Consider the following 20,434-nt stretch of genomic DNA (forward strand, 5'->3'; position numbering starts at 1 on the left):
CATTTTAAGTGCGTCTTTCGTCAAAAACTAGTAGAATTCCCTATACTAGTAACAGGAAAGGTGGTATTGATAATGCTTGGAGAGCGACTGGCAGAGATCCGAAAGAACTACCATGACACCCAAAAGAGCCTTGCGGACAAGCTGGGGCTTACCGTTTGGGCGGTCAGCGCTTGGGAGCAGGGACGCAATTCGCCGCCTAGCGATGTGCTGCTTGCCATCTGCAAGCTCTACGGCACCTCCGCCGACTACCTTCTGGGCCTGACCGACATCGACCCCTCGGACGAAGCCCGCAAACAGCGCCAGCGCCTGACCGAAGAAGAACAGAACGAGATGCACCGCTACGAAGAATATTTGCTCTGGAAACGCAAAAAATAAGCCGCCCAGCGAGACCGTAAGGTCGCTGGGCGGCTGTTTTTGCTATATCAATATCAGTTTTTACTTAAAATGGTCTGAATCGTCTGTGCATCTTTCAAGTCGTTTGCATGATTATATTTTTCCACATGTCCATATGCATCTAGCTCTTTCTCAGTCGCAAATGATAACACCGATGTGTACCCCGTTTTATCATCTGATTCATCGGCAAAAAACAATGTAGTTGTGCCATCCGCTACCTTTACATCCGCTAGCTTGCAGTTAAACATACCAAAAATAGAGGGACACTTAAACTCTTGTCCCATAATATTAAATTTCAGATCTCCTGTATACTGAAAATACCTTGGTTTTCCGATTGCATTTTTTATTCGATCCATGCTCTCAGCATTCCATTCAGATGATAGTGAGGTTATTTTATGCTCTTCACGTATAGGTTTTTTCAATATAATTGTTTGGTATAGTTTTTCAATATTATATATTGTTTCCATTTTGGGAACATCTTTCGTTGGCTTAAATGTAAGTCCTAATGCAGTTTCTACTTTTAGCACCTTTTCCCAAAATTCCAAAGTTTTTTTATCGAATTTGTCTTTCGGTTCATCGGGCACCATATTCGATGGTATTTTTTCACCCATCAAATATCCTTTTCCATCTATAAAGGCATTAAAAATTTCCACGCTTTCTACGATTTCCTGAACAGATTTTGCACAATTCAAATTGTACGTTAGCTGAATGTGACTACTTTCTTTTTTGTCATCCATAGTTAATTTTAATTTCAGAGACTTTCCATCTTCACTTTCAAAATGTTTCTCGGTTAAACTTGCATAAGGATATCGTTTCATTTTCAATATGCGAGTGTATTTATCCGATGCAATTTTGATATCGGGCACTTCCGGAAACGGCTCTGGCATCAAGAAAAATTGCATATTCTTTTGCTTTATTGGATTATATATATTGCGGTGCAAGGCTTCTACTGGCAGTTCTTCACCATTAATAATAATATACCCATCTTTATTTAGGTTGACTTTTAACTCCATCTGCGCATTATAAACAAATTGATTAAACTCATCTTTGCTAAAACTTTCAACCTGTTTTTTTATTGATTTGGGGATTTCAAGTGTAAATCCACTGATGGTAAATGGCTTTCCATCTGCTATTAACGTTATGCCTCCATCTTTGTCTTGAATATATCTTGTTCCTGTCGGAGCAGTTGAATTCAAATATTCCATCACAGCCTTGGGTATTGTTTTTTCTGCCGTGGGAGTGCTTTTAAAAGCTTTATTAAAATTTGGAATCATCAGAAATCCTCCTGCTTATCCGGCCAAATAATCACTTTTGATAAAATTTCGGATTTGTCTTCAAATTTCCACGAATCGATAGCCCTGCTCAATTCCTGATATTCTTCTTTTGTCTGAAGAACGATGTGCTTTATATCCGAATACTCAAAATGCAGGGAAACTTCTTCTCTAAAATTCATCGAGTTGCTGGCCAATTGAACATATCCTACATTTTCCACGCCGGGATTTACTATCACTTGTTCAAGGTCAAGGGTAGCTACATCTGGAATATACCTCCATTCGCATTCATCCATAAGGCATTTGACCGCTATTTTCTTGGTTTTTCTGTTTTTCATTTTTCCTTGATATGGTTTATAATACATTAACTCATGCAACAAATAGTTTTTAAGCATTTCATGGGTTTTAGAACCGGCCTTTTCCTCATTCAGGGCAGCTTTTAATACTTCTGTAATATCCTTTCTTAAATCAGATTCTTCATTTAAATAGTGCACTGGCTGGATATTATGCCGCATTCCCCATTCTTTCCCAAACGCAATTCCATAGTCACCATACCAGTCCATGTGAACTTTTAGCTTTTTTAGACTGATATCACAAAAACATTTCATTGGACAGGCTAAAGATTTTACTCTTCTAAGATTTAAGTATCGTACATCTTCTTCACAATACCGTGGAGAAAGCATTTTATGTTCTAAGCATCCCAAAAGAAATCCGAAATCTGTCATAAAAGTAAACAATGTATCTGGATGAACCTTAGATGGAATATGTTTTGGGACTTTGTTTCTTTGCTCATTCGGGTTAATTTTGCCTAAGTTAAGCGTATCCTTCATTATAGTTGTCCTTTGCTGCCACTTTCCTAGTATCTATCACTTTATATCATCGATTCGATATACTCCCACTATCCATCCAGTGCTCGAAAGCTACGATACTGCTCGTCGATTTCCTTCATGTTGTAGTCCATCAGGCCGGGAATCCCCATTTCGCCGCCGCATTCGTTGCAGAAAGCAGCCGTAATCTCAAAAGTATATTCCTTTTCCCGGATGGTCTGGTTGATTTTGATTTTCTTCAGGGTGTAGCTCGTTTCTCTGCGGCATTCTGTGCAGAAGTCCCTCTGATTTTGCATGGCGGCGCGCTCCCTTCCGGTTTTACATTCTTTTTTATTATTGTATCCCTACCTTTGTTTTTCGTCAACAATAAAGCCGCTGACAGTCTGCCGCTCGCAGAATCCATCAGTGGGTTTCATGAGTCTTCAAATCCCCTAGACGCAAAAAATCGGCACCCGCTTTTCAGCGAGTGCCGATTTTGTTACCCTATAGTGCGCTTTGATTTTTGGCGTAAGTGGCGTAAGTTTGGCGTAAATCCGTTTTCGCACGCTCCAAAAATCAAGTGTTCATGCGGGTTTTTGGCAGTTATTAGTACATGCCGCCCATGCCGCCCATGTCACCACCGGCTGCGGGAGCAGCGGGGGGTTCGGGCAGGTCAGCGACCAGGCTCTCGGTGGTCAGCACCATCTCAGCAACGGATGCTGCGTTCTCCAGAGCGGAACGGGTGACCTTGGTGGGGTCAACGATACCGGCGGCGATCATATCCTCAACAAAGACCTCGTTCTGAGCGTCGAAGCCGTAGTTAGGCTTGTTGGCAGAAACGATCTTGTCGATGATGACGCTGCCCTCCAGACCGGCGTTCTTGGCGATCTGGCGCAGAGGTGCCTCCAGAGCCTTCAGGACGATCTTGGCACCGGTGCGCTCGTCGCCTTCCAGCGTGTCGCACAGGGCGCGCACAGCGGGGATGGCGTTGATGGGAGCGGTGCCGCCGCCAGCAACAACACCTTCCTGAACAGCAGCCTTGGTTGCGTTCAGAGCGTCCTCGATGCGCAGCTTCTTATCCTTCATCTCGACCTCGGTAGCAGCACCGACCTTGATGACTGCAACGCCGCCGGCCAGCTTTGCCAGGCGCTCCTGCAGCTTCTCACGGTCGAAATCGCTGGTGGAAGCCTCGATCTGGTTGCGGATCTGTGCAATGCGGGCTGCAATGGCATCCTTATCGCCTGCGCCGCCCACGATGGTGGTGTTCTCCTTGGTGACCTTGACCTGACGGGCATGGCCCAGCATCTGGACGGTAGCGTCCTTCAGCTCATAGCCCAGATCAGCGGACACAACGGTGCCGCCGGTCAGGATAGCGATATCCTGCAGCATCTCCTTGCGGCGGTCGCCAAAGCCGGGAGCCTTGACAGCGCAGACGTTCAGGGTGCCGCGCAGGCGGTTGACGATCAGGGTGGACAGAGCCTCGCCCTCGATGTCCTCAGCCACGATCAGCAGCTTCATGCCGTTCTGCATGACCTGCTCCAGCAGGGGGACCAGATCCTGGATGACGCTGATCTTCTTATCGGTGATCAGGACGGCGGCGTTGTCCAGAACAGCCTCCATCTTGTCGGTATCGGTGACCATATAGGGGGTCAGGTAGCCGCGGTCAAACTGCATACCTTCCACGATCTCATTGTAGGTCTCAGCGGTGGTCTTGTTCTCCTCGATGGTGATGACACCGTCGGAGGTGACCTTCTCCATGGCCTCGGCGATCAGGCGGCCGATCTCGGGGTCACCGGCAGAAATGGTGCCGACGCGGGCGATATCGTTGCTGTCCTTGACCTTCTGGCTGTGGGCCTTGATGGTCTCAACAGCCTTGGCAACAGCCTTGCTCATGCCGCGGCGGATATCCATGGGGTTGGCACCGGCGGTAACGTTCTTCATGCCCTCGGTGACCATGGCCTGTGCCAGAACGGTTGCGGTGGTGGTGCCGTCGCCTGCGGCATCGTTGGTCTTGGTTGCGACCTCACGCACCAGCTGCGCGCCCATGTTCTCGAACTCGTCCTTCAGCTCGATCTCCTTGGCAATGGTCACGCCGTCGTTGGTGATGACGGGTGCGCCGAACTTCTTGCCCAGCACCACATTGCGGCCCTTGGGGCCCAGGGTGATCTTCACGGTATTTGCCAGGGTATCAATACCGGCACACAGTGCCTTGCGGGCATCCTCGCCCTGCTTGATCTGTTTTGCCATAATCAAATCGCTCCTTCAAAGCTCAAATTTCAATTTCAGAGGGGAAACTTACTCCACGATGGCCAGGATATCGCCCTGACGCACGATGGTGCACTCCTCGCCGTCCACCTTGACCTCAGTACCGGAGTACTTGCTGGTCAGGACCTTATCGCCGACCTTCACGGTCATCTTGACTTCGTTGCCGTCCACGATGCCGCCGGGGCCAACAGCCACGACCTCAGCCACCTGGGGCTTCTCCTTGGCGCTGCCGGTCAGGATGAGGCCGCCCTTGGTGGTCTCCTCGACTTCAACGGCCTTGATAACAACACGGTCTGCAAGAGGAATGATCTTCATAGTTCTTGCCCTCCTATAATAAAATATAATGAAAACTTTTTTGGCACCTTCGGCCCGTTTCTGCCGGGCCTTTGGTTGTTTAGCACTCCTTTTCTCTGAGTGCTAAGTGTATTGTACTCATCTCAGGGGTAAAAATCAAGGGTTTTCTCAAAATTTGTTTGTTAAGAATTTATGACAACGCAAAAGCGCCCGGATATCGTACTTTTTCGTTGCGATACCCGGGCGCTTTTTCTCCTGTTTCAACCTGCTTTCGGCGTGAGCCATTCCTCCACCTTCTCGGTGCTGTACTCCACCATATCAGCGATCTCCTCAATGGAGTATCCCTTTCGGTACAATTTCTGTGCCATCATTCTGGCCTGTTCTTCCCGGCCTTCCGTATAGCTTTCCACTCTCAGGTCTTCCATCACTTTACACATTTCGCTCACTCCTTTCGGGTTTTCTTTCAGATAGCGTGTTCTCTCTGCCAGCAGTTCAAAATTCATTTCATCCGCGCTGGTGCAATTGAAATCGTGCATCAGCCTGCCGATCTCTGAATCATCCCGGTATTCCCCATTCACATACAGGATATGGGCACCATCATTGAACGGGCGGTTCAGCGTCAGATTCATGTTCTGGATCGTATAGATCGGCTCGCCAGCCTTGTAGTAATCATTTTCCGTGATGAAAATAACATAGGTATCCGGCAGTTCTTTATAATCCTGCTTTTCGTCCAGATTTTCCACGTCCATCACACTGGAATGATATCTTGCCCGGTGCGGGTCTGCGCCATTGTCCGCGCGCTGGACCTCAATGTCATACTTCTTGCCCGCACTGTCGGTTGCATAGGCATCCAGACAGATTGAACGCGCACCGGTCACTCGCTTCATATCAGCCTGTGTCTCGCATTTTGTCAGGATCAGATCAGGCTTTCCGGTAATGATCCGAAGCACCAACTCTGCCAGCGGAAGATTTTCCTTAAAGAGCCCTCGCATAAAGGTATCATCCATAGGGCGAAAGCTGCGCAGACGATCAAGATCTTCCTGATGCCGCTTTTCTTTTTTCTCTGCATCCGACCAGTTCATAGCCCCATCCCTCCTGCTTTTTTCCAAACACCTTCTTACGGCTTCATCTTATCATAGAATTCTTCATAAATCAAGCGTATTTCTGTAAATTTCATACCACAGCGTGTTTCGTCACAAACCGCTCATACGCCGAGGCAGGCAGGAGGATGCGGCCGCTCAGGGGGCGCAGAATAGCCTCCACCGCATCACAGGGGGCGCACTCGCCGTCGGCGGTGGCAACGATGGGGCCGCGGCCATCGGCAGGGTGCAGCGCCACCCGCCGGGCACGGCGGTAGAGGAAGTAAGGCTTTGCCTCCTCGGTGAGCTGGCCGTTCACAAAATGCCGGCCGCTCTTGTACATCCCCAGCAGCTTGGCAATGGTCAGCCGCCCCACCCTGCGGACGATCATCACGTCCAGCCAGCCGTCGGCGGGGTCGGCCTCGGGGGCGGCAAGGAAGCCGCCGCCATAGGCCCGGCCATTGCAGATGGCGCACATCAGGCAGTCCACGGTCAGCTCCTCGTCATCAATGGTAAAGGTGACCCTGCGGCCGATATGCCCGCAGAGCTGCTCCACGATGGAGAGCAGGTAGGACATCTCGCCGCCGCACAGGGGGATCCGCCGGAACTTGGGGATGCCGTAGGCCACCTGCGCGTCCAGACCCGCCGCGCAGATGGTGGCGGACAGGCCCAGACTGGTCTCCAGCAGGTCGATGGTCACTTCCCCGCCCGCCAGCTGGGCATCGAGGTCGGTAAACTCCGCCCGGGTGCCGTAGGTGCGCAGGAAGTCGTTGCCGCTGCCGTAGGGCAGGCAGCCCACGGCGGCGTTGGCAAAGCCCTGCACGCCGGTCATGGCTTCCATGAAGGTGCCGTCGCCGCCCGCTGTCCAGATGCGCAGGCTGTCCCCTGCCTGCGCTGCCTCCTGGGCTGCGGCACGGGCCAGCTCCCGGGCGTGGCCCGCATACTCAGTGGTGTGGATGGTATAATCGGCCTGGCTCCACCCGGCCCGGGCGGCAGCGGCTCTGATCTGCGGGATGAGCTGGACGGTGCAGTCCTGCTTGCCCGCAGCGGGGTTCAGTAAAAACAAATAACGCATGGTTTCCTCCTTGGGGCGTTTCGCTTTCTCTATGATAAACGAAAACGCCGGAGGATGCAAGGGGGAAGCGTGCTCACCCTCTCAGTCTCGCTTCGCTCGCCAGCTCCCCCGAAGGGGGAGCCAATGCATCTGTAAGGGCAGCGTGACTGATGGGTTTAGCCGATGGTTTGCTCTACTGCTTCCCCCTCTTCCAACACGATTGCCCCATCCACCGTGCAGTCGGCGGTCCAGTGCTGGCCGGTGTGGGCCGTGCCGGAGGCGATCTGGTTGGCGAGGGCCTGTTCCACAGCGCGGTCCACCTGCCGCCGCAGCTCCCGGGCCCCATAGGGCGAGCGCGCCCTTGCGGCCAGCACTGCCCCCACCCGGGGCGTATGGGTCAGCTGATACCCATTGCGGGCGGCACGGGCTTCCAGCTGGCCCAGCAGCTTCTCGGCGATGGCACACAGGCTGTCCTCTGCAAGGGGACGGAACACGATGAGCTCATCCAGCCGCCCCACCAGCTCGGGCCGGAACCACTTTTTGGCCTCTTCAATGGCCTGGGCCGACTGCTTTTCAAACACGGCCTCGCTGCCCGCCGCAAAGCCCAGCGGGGCGCTCTGCCCGGCCAGAAAGCGTGCCCCCAGGTTGGAGGTGAGCAGGACGATGGTATTGCGGAAATCGGCCTTGCGGCCCATGGCATCGGTGAGCTGGCCGTCCTCCAGGATCTGCAGCAGGATATTCTGGATGTCCGGGTGGGCCTTTTCGATCTCGTCAAAGAGCACCACGCTGTAGGGGCGGCGGCGGACAGCTTCGGTGAGCTGGCCGCCCTCATCGTGGCCAAGGTAGCCCGGAGGCGCGCCCAGCAGGCGGGCCGTGGTGTGCTGCTCCTGATACTCCGACATATCGAACTTGAGCAGAGCTTTTTCGCTGCCGAACCAGCTGGCGGCAAGGGCCTTGGCAAGGGCGGTCTTGCCCACACCGGTGGGCCCCAGAAAGAGCATGGCCCCCATGGGGCGGCCCGGCTCCCCCAGCCCGGTGCGGCTGCGCCGGATGGCCCCGGCCACCGCCGCCACGGCCTTCTGCTGGCCCACGATCTCGGCGTTGAGGCGGGATTCCAGCTTGTCCAGCCGTTCCCGTTCCTTCTCCCCCACCCGCTCCACGGGCACGCCGCTGGCCTGCGCCACCACCCGGGCAATGTCCTCCCGGGTGAGGGTGGGATCTGCTTTCCCCTCCCGCTCGGCGCGGATGCGGGCAGCGGCACAGGCCTCGTCCACAAGGTCGATGGCCTTATCGGGCAGGAAGCGCCCCGGCAGGTACCGCACCGAGAGCTCCACGGCCTCCCGCAGCGTCTCGGGCGGCAGATGCACGCTGTGATAGCGCTCGTAGCGGGGGGCAAGGCCCTCCAGGATCGCCGCGGCCTGCGCCGGGGTAGGCTCCTCGATCTGCACCCGGCCAAAGCGACGCTCCAGTGCGGCATCCTTCTGGATATGGGTGCGGAACTCCTGATCGGTGGTGGCCCCGATGAGCTGCAGCTCCCCCCGGGCCAGCACGGGCTTCAGGATGCTGGCGGCATCAATGGCCCCTTCTGCCGCGCCGGCTCCCACGATGGTGTGGAACTCGTCCACAAACAAAATGGCGCTGCCGTCCCGCACAAGCTCCTCCAGAAGGGTCTTGAACCGCTCCTCAAAGTCGCCCCGGTACTTGGTGCCCGCCACAAGGCTGGCCATATCCAGCGCCAGCAGCCGCCGCCCCTGCAGCATCCGGGGCACGTTCCGGCTGGCGATGCGCTGGGCAAGGCCCTCGGCAAGGGCTGTTTTGCCCACGCCCGGCTCCCCCACCAGACAGGGGTTGTTCTTCTGGCGGCGGCACAGGATCTCCACCATCCGGTCCAGCTCCGCATCCCGGCAGAACACCGGGTCCAGCTCGCCGTCCACCGCGCGGCGGGTCAGGTCGCGGCAATACTTATCGCTGGCGCGGCTGCCCCGGGGCATGGCGCTGGCCCGGGGCGTGCCGGGCAGGATGAACTGCCCCGAGATCTGACGGCACTCCCGCACGGCCTCGGCCAGCTGCACCCCCATGGAGGCCAGCAGCACCCCCGCCGCACAGTCGGTATCCTCCAGCATGGCACAGAGCAGATGCTCCGGCTCCGCCTTGGGCAGGTGGGCGTTCTGTGCCCCGATGAGAGCATAATCCATAGCCCGGCGCAGGTCTGGGGCCAGCGCCTTTCTGTCCAGCTGCCGGGCCGGGCTGGTGCGGCCCTCGGCCAGCTGGCGGCGCACGGCGGGCTCGGTGATGTTCTTGCCCGCCAGAAACCGCCCCGCCGGGCCGCGGTCGGTCTGCAGCATGGCAAGCAGCAGATGCCCGGTATCCGCCCGGGCACAGCCCATGCTGCCCGCAAGCTCCACGGCTTCGTCCAGTAGCAGCCCTGCCTCCCGCGAAAACCCCTTGTGTCTGCCCATGCCGAATGCTTCCCAAATGCTCATGCTCTGCTCCTTGCTGTATTGTTTCATACACAGCAAAGTATAGGCCCGGTGAATGGAAAAAAAACAGCGGTTTGTGTCAACCCTCTCAGTCAAAGCCTATCGGCTTTGCCAGCTCCCCCGAGGGGGGAGCCAATTGCGGCCTGGCCTTTAGTGGCTGCTGAATTGAGACGATGCGTTGGCTCTCCCTTTGGGAGAGCTGTCGAGCAAAGCGAGACTGAGAGGGCGCTGCCCAACAAAAAACCGCCCTGCCATGCAATGCACGACAGAGCGGTGTTTCGCCTGTTCTGATTACAGTTCTGCCAGAGCCTTTTTCAGGTTCTTGGCGATCTGGTCGGGGCAGCTGGTGGGGCGGGGGCCGCAGGTAGTACCCTCCATGCGGGCGATGGCATCCTCAGCCTTCATGCCCTTGAGCAGGCGGCTGATGCCCTTGAGGTTGCCGTTGCAGCCGCCGATGACCTCAACGGACTCGATGGTGTGGTCATCGTTCAGCACGATGTTTGTCTGCCTGGAACAGGTGCCCACATTGGGGAAGCTGAAAGATTTGCTCATGGAAAACATCCTCTCTTTTTGACTTGCCCACAGTATACTACAAAAACAACGTTCCTGCAAGAGGCGGAACCTGCCCTCTTTGCCAAGGGCTCCCCCTTCGGGGGAGCTGTCGAGCAAAGCGAGACTGAGAGGGTGAGGATGCTCACGGACTTTACCGAACTCACCCTCTCCGTCATTGCTGACGCAATGCCACCTCTCCCGAAGGGCGAGGCCTTGGCAGTTCTCATAAGAATGCTCAAATCGGTTTACTTTTTTCTCTTCCTCGCCAGCTCCTCGATCCGCACGATCTGGTCATCGGGGGTGGTGCAGGTGCCCACGGGGTAGACCTTTTTATGGTTGGCCCCGTGGAAGTCGGTGCCGCCGGTGTGGATGAGGTGATACTGCCCACAGAGGGCGGCACACTCGGCCTTGTCCTCGGGGCTGTTGCTGGGGTGGTCGATCTCGATGCCGTCCACCATCCCCTCCCTGACCAGCTCCCGGAGCAGGGGCATACTCTTGTACACGGTGGGGTGGGCGAACACCACCACGGCACCGGCGGCTCTGGCTGTGGCCAGAACCTCCCGCACCGGGATATACTCGGGCGAGTGGAGCACCCTGCCCCGCGGGTTCCAGCCGAACAGCTCATGGTAGCGCTCGCCGTAGATGCTGTCGGCAAGGCCCAGCTCCCGCAGCGCCTGCATGATGCCGCTCTTATAGAGCACGCCGCTGTCTCTGGCGTATTCCAGCGCCTGCTCGGTGCGGAACTGGGGGAAGATGGCTTCCAGCTCCCGGGCGCTCTGCAAACAGCACTCGTTGCGGCGCTGGCGCATGATATCGCAGTGGCGGCGCAGGGCCTCGCTCTCGGGGTCAGGCCAGTAGGCCAGCAGGTGGACCCGGTGCTGGCGCTCGTAATCGTAACCGGTGAGCTCGGTGGCCGGGATGAGCTTTACCCCATCCTGCACCGGGTGGTCGTAGGCATACTGCACGCTGCGCAGCGTATCGTGGTCAGAGATGGCCATGGCATCCAGCCCCACCCGGGCTGCCATCAGGGGCAGCCGGGCCACGGGCACGGAACCGTCGGAATAGGTGGTGTGGTTGTGTAGATCGCCGGGCATGGAATGGAACCTCCTCGCCCTCTCCGTCAAAGCCTGAGGCTTTGCCACCTCTCCCAGAGGGAGAGGCAATTGCAGCATCAAGGCAGGGCACTGCAAACTTGCAGTCCTTCACCGGTCAGATGCATTGGCTCTCCCTTTGGGAGAGCTGTCGAGCAAAGCGAGACTGAGAGGGCTTTATCTCTTATAATAATTGATCAAACACCCGTCTGCCAAAATCTCCCGCTCATCAGAGGTCAGGGGTGCCATATAGAGGGCAAAGGGCTTCACTTCCTCCCCCAGCACATAGGCAGGGATGTTCTGCAGATCGCCCTTGAGGGCTTCCCGGACATGGGGGATGAGGATGTAATCCCCCAGGCCGAAGGGAGCCGCACCGTTGAGCTGGAAGGGCAGCATGCCCCAGTTGATGAGGTTGGAGCGGTAACGCTTGGTGGCGTACTCGTTGACGATGTTGGCCCCGGCCCCCAGCACGCGCTGGCAGCTGGCGGCCTGCTCACGGGCAGAGCCGTCGCCGGGCTTGACGGCAAAAATGGTGGAGGCCAGCTGTACATCGTCCCAGGTCAGGGCCTCGCAGCCGGGCACGGCACGGATCTTTGCCAGCAGGGCGGCATCCCCCTGCCCGGCCCGGCGGGCGGCTTCCTCGGCCTGCACGGCCTTGGCGCGCCCCACATAGGCGGGGTCCTTGCGGCTGAGGGTGAACTCGGCCAGACCCAGGGGGTTGGAGCGGTAGGAAGAGGTCTCACCTGAGGGGATGAGCTCGTCCGTGGTGGTGACGGGGTCGGTGATGTAGGAGGCCACCTTCAGCAGCAGGTTGTCGCCCAGCGGGGCGATCTCGGGCCAGTCCTTGATGTTGGGGCCCAGCTTGAGCAGGGCATCGTAATCGCCGTGGCCAAAGCCCTGATACACCCGGGCCTCGTAGCTGGAGGGGTCGTAGTGATATTCGGGCACGGTGGGGTCGTAATCCACCTCCGTTGCGGGGGTCAGGATGCCGCCGTTGGCCGTGGTGGCGGCAATGCTGCGGGCATCCATCAGGGCCACGCCTGCCAGCTGGCCGCTGCCGGGCTTGGAGCCCTCGCGGCTGGGGAAGTTGCGGGTGGTGTGGCGGATGGACAGCGCCCCGTTGGCGGGCACATCGCCCGCGCCGAAGCAGGGGCCGCAGAAGGCCGTGCGGATGGTGGCACCGCTGGCCATCAGGTCGGTGAGCACGCCGGTGCGGTTCAGCTCCATCATAATGGGCTGGCTGCCGGGGTAGACGCTGAGGGCGTAGTCCCCGCAGCCGCCGGTATGGCCCTTGAGGATGGCAGCGGCCTCGTAGATGCTGTCGAACAGGCCGCCCGCGCAGCCTGCGATGACTCCCTGATCCACCCGGAGCCTGCCGTTTTCGATCTTGCTGCACAGATCCAGCTTCACGTCAGAGCGGCCCACCAGCTTCTGGACGTTCTCCTCACATTCGTGGAGGATGTCCTTGAGGTTGGCGTTCAGCTCCTCGATGGGAAAGGCGTTGGAGGGGTGCATGGGCAGGGCGATCATGGGCCGGATCTTGGAAAGGTCCACGCTCACCACGCCGTCGTAATAGGCCAGATCTGCCGGGTGCAGGGGCTTGTAGTCCCCTGCCCTGCCATGGACCGTGAGGTACTGCCGGGTCTTTTCATCGGTCTCCCAGATGGAGGAAAGGCAGGTGGTCTCGGTGGTCATGGCATCAATGGCGTTGCGGGTGTCCTGCCGCAGGGAGGCAATGCCGGGGCCAACAAACTCCATGACCTTGTTTTTGACATAGCCGCTCTTGAACAGCTCGCCCACCAGTGCAATGGCCACATCGTGGGGGCCGCAGCCTGCGGGCAGAGCGCCGGTCAGGCAGATGGCCACCACGCCGGGGCGGGCCACATCGTAGGTGCGGCCCAGCAGCTGCTTTGCCAGCTCGCCGCCGCCCTCGCCGATGGCCATGGTGCCCAGCGCGCCGTAGCGGGTGTGGGAATCGGAACCAAGGATCATTTTGCCGCAGCCCGCAAAGCGCTCGCGCATGTACTGGTGGATGACCGCCATGTGGGGCGGCACAAAGATGCCGCCGTACTTTTTGGCAGCGGACAGGCCGAAGCGGTGGTCATCCTCGTTGATGGTGCCGCCCACGGCGCACAGGCTGTTGTGGCAGTTGGTCAGCACATAGGGGATGGGGAATTTTTCCAGCCCCGAGGCGCGGGCCGTCTGGATGATGCCCACAAAGGTGATGTCGTGGCTTGCCATGGCATCGAACCTGATCCGGAGATCCCGGTCGTTGCCGCTGGTGTTGTGGGCGGTGAGGATGCCGTAGGCCATGGTGCCCTTGTAGGCCTGGCCGGCCTGCTCCGCAGTCACGCCTGCAGCTGCCAGTGCCGCAGGAGCCTGCGCGTCGGCGGGCACCCACTGCCCCCGCAGGTAGTATGCACCCGAGGTGCTGCATTTGATCGATTCCAACATAATACTTCCCCCTCGCTTTTGCAAAAAAGGGGCTGTTGCCAGCCCCTCTGAATTAGTCAAACAGCATATCGTGGATGGCGCTGACCGCCTTGTCAGCGTCGTCACGGTCAATGATGCAGGAGATCTTGATCTCACTGGTGGAGATCATCTTGATGTTGATGTTGTTGTTGGAGAGTGCCTCGAACATCTTGGAGGCAACGCCGCTGTGGCTCTGCATACCGGCACCCACGATGGAGACCTTTGCGCAGGTCTCGTCGCAGGTGGCATCCTTGAACTTGCCGCTCTCCTTGAGCACCCGCATGGCGGTCTCAGCCTCGCCCTCGGCGCAGGTGAAGGAGATATCCTTCTTGCCGTCGCGGCCGGTGGACTGCAGGATGATATCCACGTTGATGTTCTTCTGGGCCAGCAGGCCAAAGATCTTGAAGCTGGTGCCCGGCTCATCGGGAACGTTCAGGATCGTGATAACGGCAACATCGGTGTCCTTTGCAACACCCTTGATCAGCATACCTTCCATGTCTTTTGTAACCTCCTTGACCACCGTACCGGGCACGGGATTCAGGCTGGACAGCACTTCCAGCTCCACATTATACTTCTTTGCCAGCTCCACGCTGCGGTTGTTCAGCACCTGCGCACCCAGAGAGGCCAGCTCCAGCATCTCGTCAAAGGTGATCTCTTCCAGCTTGCGGGTGTTGCGCACCTTGCGGGGGTCTGCGGTGTAAACGCCTTCCACATCGGTGTAGATCTGGCAGCGGTCTGCGTGCAGGGCCGCTGCAATGGCCACGGCGCTGGTATCAGAGCCGCCGCGGCCCAGGGTGGTGATATCATCCAGCTTGTTCAGGCCCTGGAAGCCTGCCACGACCACCACGCGGTTGCGCTCCAGCTCGGAGGAAATGCGCTCGGTCTCCATGCGGGTGATGCGTGCCTTGGTGTAGGCACGGTCGGTGCGGAAGCCAGCCTGCCAGCCTGTCAGGCTGGTGGCGTGGCAGCCCAGCTCGTTCAGAGCCATGGCCAGCAGCGCGATGCTGATCTCCTCACCGGCGGCCAGCAGCATATCCATCTCACGGGCCGAAGGGTTGTGGGTGATCTCAGCAGCCTTTGCGATCAGGTCGTCGGTGGTGTCGCCCTGTGCAGACACCACCACCACCACGTCATTGCCCGCCTTGTGGGTGTTGGCCACGATGCGGGCCACGTTGAAGATACGGTTCCGGTCCTTCACCGAAGAACCGCCGAACTTCTGTACGATCAACGCCATAGTTTGTCACTCTCCTCTAGTTTCTCCCAATTTATATCATTCCACAGTTGCGCCGGTATTATCTGCATCCAGCTCTAACAGTGTAAATGCTTCACATCCGTCCAGGCCTTCCAGCGTTTCCAGCCCGGCACGCAGCCCGGCATAAAAGCGCTCAGCCTCCGGGCGCTCGGCCACCGCCATCACGGTGGAACCGGCACCCGATACATACACGGCCTTTGCCCCGCACTGCTTTGCCAGCCCGAACACCTCCCGGGAACCGGGCATCAGGGGCATCCGGTAGGGCTGGTGGAGCTTATCCTCGGTGGCAATGCCCAGCAGGTCATGCCGGCCCTCACAGAAGGCGGCAGGCACCAGCGCGGCCCGGGACAGGTTATACACGGCATCCTTGTGGGCCACCTGCTTGGGCAGGGCCGCGCGGGCGGCCTCCGTCAGCAGCTTGTAGTCCGGCACGATGGCCGCAAAGCAGAGGCTCTGATCCACATCCCGCTTGACGGAGTAGACCACGCCGTCCTCAAAGACGCTGCTGGTCAAACCGCCCAGCAGGGCCGGGGCCACGTTGTCGGGGTGGCCCTCAATGGCCGTGGCAAGGGTGAGCAGCTCCTGGGTGTTGAGCACATCGCCCAGCATCCGGTTCGCGCCCAGCAGACCCGCGATGATGCAGGCCGAGGAGGAACCCAGGCCCCGGGCCATGGGGATGGGGTTGGTCTGCAGGATCTTCAGGGGCGGGATCTTCTTGCCCACCTTCTCGAACAGGCCCTTGGCCGAGCGGTACACCAGATTGCTCTCGTTGCGGGGGATGCGGGTGCCGTCCGCCGCCGAGATGTCCAGCCTGTCGCTCTCCTCAAAGGTCACGGTGTTGTACAGGGTCACGGCCAGACCCAGCGCGTCGAAGCCGGAGCCTACGTTGGCGCTGGTGGCCGGAACAGAAACTTTGATCTTCATGGTCCGTCCCCTTTTCTCATGCATCCTCGGGCAGCTTTTTCAGCACCAGCTTCACGCTGCCGCCCACGGTCTCCACCTTGCGGGCTGCCTCGGCCATGGCCTTTGCATCGGCCTGCTCCACCAGATAGGAGCAGCCGTCAAAGTGCTCATCCACCACACGGCCCCTGCCGTAGATGGCTTCCACCACGGCGGGAGCAACGCCCGCTGCACGCACATAATATGCGGCGGGAGCCGGGTCGGTGAGCATCCCCTCCACCGGCTCCGCAGGCTGCCAGAACAGGCTGTCGTGGACCTTGGAGCCGTTCTTGAGGGCATCCACCACATCGGCCACCACGGCGCTGGCGGTGGGCAGCTTGCCCGCGCCCTTGCCGTAGAACACCACGTCGCCCAGCATATCGCCCTTGACCAGGACGGCGTTGAACACATCGTCCACACCGGCCAGCTGGTGGCTCTTGGGCACCAGGCAGGGCTCCACACCGGCGGCCACGCTGCCGTCGTCGCCCCGCTTCATCCACGCGATGAGCTTGATGACGCAGTTCAGCCGCTCCGCCGCAGCCACATCGGCCACGGTGATGTCCCGGATGCCCCGGGTGGGGATGTTCTGGGGGTAAATCTGGTGGCCGCAGACCAGCGAGGACAGGATAGCGATCTTGCGGCAGGCATCCCGGCCGTCCACATCGTCGCCGGGGTCCTTGGTCTCGGCGTAGCCCAACTCCTGGGCGATCTTCAGGGCCTCGTCAAAGCCCAGGTTCTCCCGCACCATCTTGGTCAGCATGAAGTTGGTGGTGCCGTTCACGATGCCCTCCACCTCGGTGATGACGTTGGCAGCCAGGCACTGGTGCATGGGGGTGATGATGGGGGTGCCGCCGCCCACGGAGGCCTCGAACAGGAAGGCACAGTTGTGGGCCTTGGCCAGCGCCAGCAGCTCCGCACCGTAGGTGGCCACCATCTCCTTGTTGGAGGTGCACACGCTGCGGCCGCTCTCGAGGCAGGCCTTGACATAGGGGTATGCAAAGCGGGTGCCGCCGATGGTCTCCACCACCACCCGGATCTCCGGGTCTTCCAGAATGGTATCGAAGTTCTTGATGAAGAGGTTTGCCGCCGGATGGGCGGAGAAATCCTTGGGGTCAAGGATGTACTTGACCTCCACCGGCTCACCGGCCCGGCGGGAAACACCGGCGGCGTTGCGGCACAGCACCTCGTACACGCCGCTGCCCACCGTGCCAAAGCCTAAAATCGCGATCTTTGCCATAGTTCAACCCTCGTTCCTATTTCCTCACTGTTCTGGTGCCCTTACAGGTTATACCCGCAGTGCACGCCCACCACCATGCGCTGGCGGCTCAACCGCTCCGTCAGCTCCTCAGGGGTCATCTGCATGGTATCGGTACGGATGGTAACGGCAACCAGCGCAGCGCCGTTTTCCGGCGTGGACTGGTTGATGGTAACAATGCTTGCCCCGGCGGCGCTGATGCCCGCCAGCAGGCTTTGCAGCGCGCCTGTTTCATCCCGGAGCGTTGCCATTACGGTCACGACCTCGCGGCCATTTTCGGAATCAAAGATGCAGTCCTTATATTTATAAAAAGCACTGCGCGAAAGGTCCACGCTGCGGGTGGCAGCCGAGATGCTGCGCACTTCCCCGCTTGCCAGAAGCTCCTTGGCCTTGACCACTTTCAGAAAGACCTCAGGCAGGACCTCCGCGTCCACCAGATAAAAACGGCGTTCCAACTTGTTCACCTCACAAACACAAGTGTTCTTACAGGGAATATAATAGCATCCGGCCCCCTGCATTGCAAGAGACCGGATGTTTTTTTGTCAGATTATCCAGTTTTGAAGCGTGAAGTGGCAAACTGTCGCAACGGAATTGAAAAAGTGCGACTTTTAATAAGGGGCGGCCTTGCGCCCTCTCCGTCAATCCGTATCCAGCCCGGTGGTATCCTGACCCACAACGGGGGCGGTGTCCGCGCTCTGGGCTGCGGCCACGCCGCTGCTGTGGGAGTAGTTGCAGGTATCGGGCAGGTCATCGGCACGGTAGTAGCCGGTGGCGCGGCTGGGGCAGTTGGCCCCGGCCAGCAGGCCGCTCTGGGTGCAGTAGGCGCGCTCCACCACGCCGTCGCTGGTGGGGAACGCCTTATAGGGCAGGTTTGCCTGCACCTGCTCCATATAGGCCTTCCACGCCATGACACAGGTGCGGGTCTTGGCCTGCTGCTTGCCCAGGGTGTTGGTCATATCGTAAGGCGCATCGTAGCCCCACCAGACAGCGGTAACGTAGTAGGGCGTGCCGCCCACGAACCACAGATCCTTTTCGTCGCTGGCGGTACCGGTCTTACCAAAGGACTCCATGCCATTGGAGTTGGGGTAGCGGCCGCTGGCGGTGCCCACGTTGGAGTAGAGCACGTTCTTGAGCAGACGGTTCATAATATAGGCTGTCTGCGGGGTCAGGGCCTGATAGCTGGTGGCGTTGTTTTCCAGGTAGATGTTGCCGTCCCGGTCCAGCACACGGGTGTACAGGTGCGGGGTGGTGTACTCGCCGTCATAGAAGATCTGGAAGGCAGCAGCCAGCGCCGTGGGGGTCACGCCGTGGGTCTGGCTGCCCATGACCATCTGGGCAAGACCCACATCGTTGGCGGGGTCCAGGGTGGTCAGCTGCAGGGTGTTGTAGGCAAAGTTGAAGATGTTGCTTGCGCCCACCAGGTCGCCCACCCGGATGGCGATGGTGTTCAGGGAGCGGGCCAGACCGTTCCACAGGGGCAGGTCGCTGCCGTCGCCATAATTGCCGCCGTAGTTGCGGGGCCAGCTGCGCCATGCGTTGGGGTAGGCCTTGAGCTGACTGTCGGAAAGGCCCATCAGGCCGTTTTTGCGGCAGTAGTCCTCATCCCGGATGACCATGTCCTGCTTCTGGTACAGGGGCGAGTTGTTGAGCATGGTGGACCAGTTCACCAGCCCGTACTCCACGCCCAGCGCGTACGCGCCGATGGGCTTGATGGTGGAGCCGGTCTGCCGGGTCACACTGTAAGCACGGTTCAGGGAAAGGCTCTTGGTCTTTTCGCCCAGACCGCCCACCATGGCCAGCACATTGCCGTCATAGTCCAGCGTGACCATGGCCGCCTGGGTGCGGACATTGCGGTAGTAGTACACGGTGCCGTCGTCGCCGGTGCGGGTCTTGGGGGTGCCGTCGGCGTTCATCACCTGCACGTCATCGTCCGAGATGCTGGTCACCTCTTCCTCATGCCAGCCGGCCGGGAAGTAAGCGTCGCCCTCGTTGCGCATCAGGTTCTCCATGGCCGTCTGCATCTTGGGATTGACGGTGGCCTCGATGGTATAGCCGCCGGTGTAGAGCATGGACTGGGCCGTGGATTCGTCCACGCCCTCCTTGTCCATGATGTCGCGGACCACCTCGGTGAAGAGGGCATCGGTGAAGTAGCTGGTCACGGAGGAGGTCTTCTTGTTGGTGTCCTCCTCGGCCAGCACAAGGGGCTGGGCCGCGCCGTTGCGGTAATCCTCCTCCGAGATGATGCCCTGCTGCCACATATTATACATGATGAAGTTGCGGCGGTGGATCAGGTTCTCGGGGTTGGTGTAGGGGTTGTAGTTGGTGGGGTTCTTGGTGATGGACGCGATGGTGGCGCACTCCCAGAGGGTGAGCTGGCTCACGTCCTTATTGAAATACTCGTTGGCCGCCGTCTGAACGCCCTGAATGGTGCCGGTGAAGCTGATGGTGTTCAGGTAAGCCTCCAGAATGGTCTCCTTGGAGTAAGCGCGGCTCAGGCAGAGGGCGCGGTAGATCTCGCGCAGCTTGCGCAGCGCACCCTCCACGCCGCTGGCGCTCTTGTCGCTGGTCAGGTTCTTGATGAGCTGCTGCTCCAGCGTGGAAGCGCCCTGCTTGGAGCTGTAAATGGGCAGCAGATACTCGTTGATCATGGCACCGATGGTGCGCTTGAAGTTCACGCCCGGCTCGTTGTAGAAATCCTTGTCCTCGGTGCAGATGAACGCATACTGCAGATTGGTGGGGATCTGTTCCAGGTCTGCCCAGACCCGGTGGCTGTTGGAGGAGCGCAGGGTGGCATACTCCACCTGCGCGCCGGTGTCGGGGTCGGTGGCCACCACGGTGCTGGACTGGCTCAGCTCGATGTTGTCCAGGTCCAGCAGGTTGCCATCGTTGGCCGTGGCCTGCACGGCGTAGTACACCGCCGCCACTGCCGCCAGGCTGCACACCATGATGCCCAGGCAGATGAGGGTGGCCAGCGTGCGGCCCAGCGCCCTGAGGATAGGGTGCTTCGCCTTTTCCCGGGGCTCCTTTGGCTCCCTGGGGGCACGCCCGCGCTTGGGCGGCTCTTCCCTGCGGCTGTTGCTCACATTCACTTTACGTCCCCCCGTGGGCTGCACGTCCGTGCGTGCAGCGCCCCGGTGGATCTTTCTCGATTCGTTTGAGATAAGGATCGCCTCCTGACCTGCTTAAACGGTTATTCCTGACAAGTTCATCCTCTCTGCCATCCTCACCCTC

The 20,434-nt window shown here is 58.8% G+C and carries 17 protein-coding genes; 1 reads left to right on the plus strand and 16 read right to left on the minus strand.

The window, feature by feature from the left end; translation table 11 throughout:
• The first annotated feature begins 72 nt into the window (after positions 1-72).
• Positions 73-375, plus strand: a complete 303-nt coding sequence (locus tag D3F01_RS01620) for a helix-turn-helix transcriptional regulator (RefSeq protein ID WP_015538063.1) — start codon at positions 73-75, stop codon at positions 373-375.
• Positions 376-428: 53 nt separating this feature from the next.
• On the opposite strand, the gene D3F01_RS01625 is transcribed toward D3F01_RS01620, so the two are convergent.
• The 16 genes from D3F01_RS01625 to D3F01_RS01700 all read right to left on the minus strand — a co-directional run bounded on the left by D3F01_RS01625 (position 429) and on the right by D3F01_RS01700 (position 20,292).
• Positions 429-1,667, minus strand: a complete 1,239-nt coding sequence (locus D3F01_RS01625; protein ID WP_242885685.1) for an abortive infection system toxin AbiGii family protein — start codon at positions 1,665-1,667, stop codon at positions 429-431.
• The gene (locus D3F01_RS01630; protein ID WP_242885686.1) at positions 1,667-2,494 is read right to left on the minus strand and encodes an abortive infection system antitoxin AbiGi family protein; all 828 of its coding nucleotides are present in this window, start codon (positions 2,492-2,494) and stop codon (positions 1,667-1,669) included. Before D3F01_RS01630 ends, D3F01_RS01625 begins: the two co-directional genes overlap by 1 nt.
• 68 nt (positions 2,495-2,562) lie before the next feature.
• On the minus strand, positions 2,563-2,787 hold the full coding sequence (locus D3F01_RS01635) for a hypothetical protein (RefSeq protein WP_242885687.1): 225 nt from the start codon (positions 2,785-2,787) through the stop codon (positions 2,563-2,565).
• Between the two features lie 289 nt (positions 2,788-3,076).
• Positions 3,077-4,717 (minus strand): chaperonin GroEL, encoded by a 1,641-nt coding sequence (gene groL, locus D3F01_RS01640; RefSeq protein ID WP_097770751.1) that lies wholly within the window; start codon positions 4,715-4,717, stop codon positions 3,077-3,079.
• 48 nt (positions 4,718-4,765) lie between these two features.
• Positions 4,766-5,050, minus strand: a complete 285-nt coding sequence (locus D3F01_RS01645; protein ID WP_005932536.1) for a co-chaperone GroES — start codon at positions 5,048-5,050, stop codon at positions 4,766-4,768.
• A gap of 239 nt (positions 5,051-5,289) precedes the next feature.
• Positions 5,290-6,111, minus strand: a complete 822-nt coding sequence (locus tag D3F01_RS01650; protein ID WP_242885688.1) for a PD-(D/E)XK nuclease family transposase — start codon at positions 6,109-6,111, stop codon at positions 5,290-5,292.
• A gap of 91 nt (positions 6,112-6,202) precedes the next feature.
• On the minus strand, positions 6,203-7,183 hold the full coding sequence (locus tag D3F01_RS01655; protein WP_242885689.1) for a diacylglycerol kinase family protein: 981 nt from the start codon (positions 7,181-7,183) through the stop codon (positions 6,203-6,205).
• Between the two features lie 155 nt (positions 7,184-7,338).
• Positions 7,339-9,645, minus strand: coding sequence for an ATP-dependent Clp protease ATP-binding subunit (locus D3F01_RS01660; protein ID WP_117504427.1), 2,307 nt, complete (start codon positions 9,643-9,645; stop codon positions 7,339-7,341).
• A 288-nt stretch (positions 9,646-9,933) separates the two neighbouring features.
• Entirely contained in the window at positions 9,934-10,194 is a 261-nt protein-coding gene (locus D3F01_RS01665; protein ID WP_117476878.1) for a TIGR03905 family TSCPD domain-containing protein, read from the minus strand.
• A 245-nt stretch (positions 10,195-10,439) separates the two neighbouring features.
• Positions 10,440-11,288 (minus strand): PHP domain-containing protein, encoded by an 849-nt coding sequence (locus D3F01_RS01670; protein WP_242885690.1) that lies wholly within the window; start codon positions 11,286-11,288, stop codon positions 10,440-10,442.
• 174 nt (positions 11,289-11,462) lie between these two features.
• Positions 11,463-13,739, minus strand: a complete 2,277-nt coding sequence (locus D3F01_RS01675; RefSeq protein ID WP_242885691.1) for a hydratase — start codon at positions 13,737-13,739, stop codon at positions 11,463-11,465.
• 52 nt (positions 13,740-13,791) lie between these two features.
• The gene (locus D3F01_RS01680) at positions 13,792-14,991 is read right to left on the minus strand and encodes an aspartate kinase (RefSeq protein WP_097770747.1); all 1,200 of its coding nucleotides are present in this window, start codon (positions 14,989-14,991) and stop codon (positions 13,792-13,794) included.
• A 36-nt stretch (positions 14,992-15,027) separates the two neighbouring features.
• Positions 15,028-15,933, minus strand: coding sequence for a homoserine kinase (gene thrB / locus D3F01_RS01685; protein ID WP_242885693.1), 906 nt, complete (start codon positions 15,931-15,933; stop codon positions 15,028-15,030).
• A 16-nt stretch (positions 15,934-15,949) separates the two neighbouring features.
• Entirely contained in the window at positions 15,950-17,185 is a 1,236-nt protein-coding gene (locus tag D3F01_RS01690; RefSeq protein ID WP_117503892.1) for a homoserine dehydrogenase, read from the minus strand.
• Between the two features lie 41 nt (positions 17,186-17,226).
• A complete protein-coding gene (locus tag D3F01_RS01695) occupies positions 17,227-17,667 on the minus strand; it encodes an ACT domain-containing protein (RefSeq protein WP_035394385.1) in 441 nt (146 codons plus the stop codon).
• 174 nt (positions 17,668-17,841) lie between these two features.
• Positions 17,842-20,292 (minus strand): transglycosylase domain-containing protein, encoded by a 2,451-nt coding sequence (locus D3F01_RS01700; protein ID WP_242885695.1) that lies wholly within the window; start codon positions 20,290-20,292, stop codon positions 17,842-17,844.
• Positions 20,293-20,434 lie beyond the last annotated feature (142 nt).

Source organism: Faecalibacterium sp. BCRC 81149, from assembly GCF_022750605.1.
Classification (GTDB): domain Bacteria; phylum Bacillota; class Clostridia; order Oscillospirales; family Ruminococcaceae; genus Faecalibacterium; species Faecalibacterium duncaniae.

What these genes read in the sequence shown, in the direction of transcription:
- thrB (WP_242885693.1), bottom strand. Translation starts at nt 15,933, where the DNA reads ATGAAGATCAAAGTTTCTGTTCCGGCCACCAGCGCCAACGTAGGCTCC.
- D3F01_RS01625 (WP_242885685.1), bottom strand. Translation starts at nt 1,667, where the DNA reads ATGATTCCAAATTTTAATAAAGCTTTTAAAAGCACTCCCACGGCAGAA.
- D3F01_RS01620 (WP_015538063.1), top strand. Translation starts at nt 73, where the DNA reads ATGCTTGGAGAGCGACTGGCAGAGATCCGAAAGAACTACCATGACACC.
- D3F01_RS01645 (WP_005932536.1), bottom strand. Translation starts at nt 5,050, where the DNA reads ATGAAGATCATTCCTCTTGCAGACCGTGTTGTTATCAAGGCCGTTGAA.
- D3F01_RS01630 (WP_242885686.1), bottom strand. Translation starts at nt 2,494, where the DNA reads ATGAAGGATACGCTTAACTTAGGCAAAATTAACCCGAATGAGCAAAGA.
- D3F01_RS01675 (WP_242885691.1), bottom strand. Translation starts at nt 13,739, where the DNA reads ATGTTGGAATCGATCAAATGCAGCACCTCGGGTGCATACTACCTGCGG.
- D3F01_RS01650 (WP_242885688.1), bottom strand. Translation starts at nt 6,111, where the DNA reads ATGAACTGGTCGGATGCAGAGAAAAAAGAAAAGCGGCATCAGGAAGAT.
- D3F01_RS01665 (WP_117476878.1), bottom strand. Translation starts at nt 10,194, where the DNA reads ATGAGCAAATCTTTCAGCTTCCCCAATGTGGGCACCTGTTCCAGGCAG.
- D3F01_RS01680 (WP_097770747.1), bottom strand. Translation starts at nt 14,991, where the DNA reads ATGGCGTTGATCGTACAGAAGTTCGGCGGTTCTTCGGTGAAGGACCGG.
- D3F01_RS01670 (WP_242885690.1), bottom strand. Translation starts at nt 11,288, where the DNA reads ATGCCCGGCGATCTACACAACCACACCACCTATTCCGACGGTTCCGTG.
- D3F01_RS01660 (WP_117504427.1), bottom strand. Translation starts at nt 9,645, where the DNA reads ATGAGCATTTGGGAAGCATTCGGCATGGGCAGACACAAGGGGTTTTCG.
- D3F01_RS01635 (WP_242885687.1), bottom strand. Translation starts at nt 2,787, where the DNA reads ATGCAAAATCAGAGGGACTTCTGCACAGAATGCCGCAGAGAAACGAGC.
- D3F01_RS01690 (WP_117503892.1), bottom strand. Translation starts at nt 17,185, where the DNA reads ATGGCAAAGATCGCGATTTTAGGCTTTGGCACGGTGGGCAGCGGCGTG.
- D3F01_RS01655 (WP_242885689.1), bottom strand. Translation starts at nt 7,183, where the DNA reads ATGCGTTATTTGTTTTTACTGAACCCCGCTGCGGGCAAGCAGGACTGC.
- groL (WP_097770751.1), bottom strand. Translation starts at nt 4,717, where the DNA reads ATGGCAAAACAGATCAAGCAGGGCGAGGATGCCCGCAAGGCACTGTGT.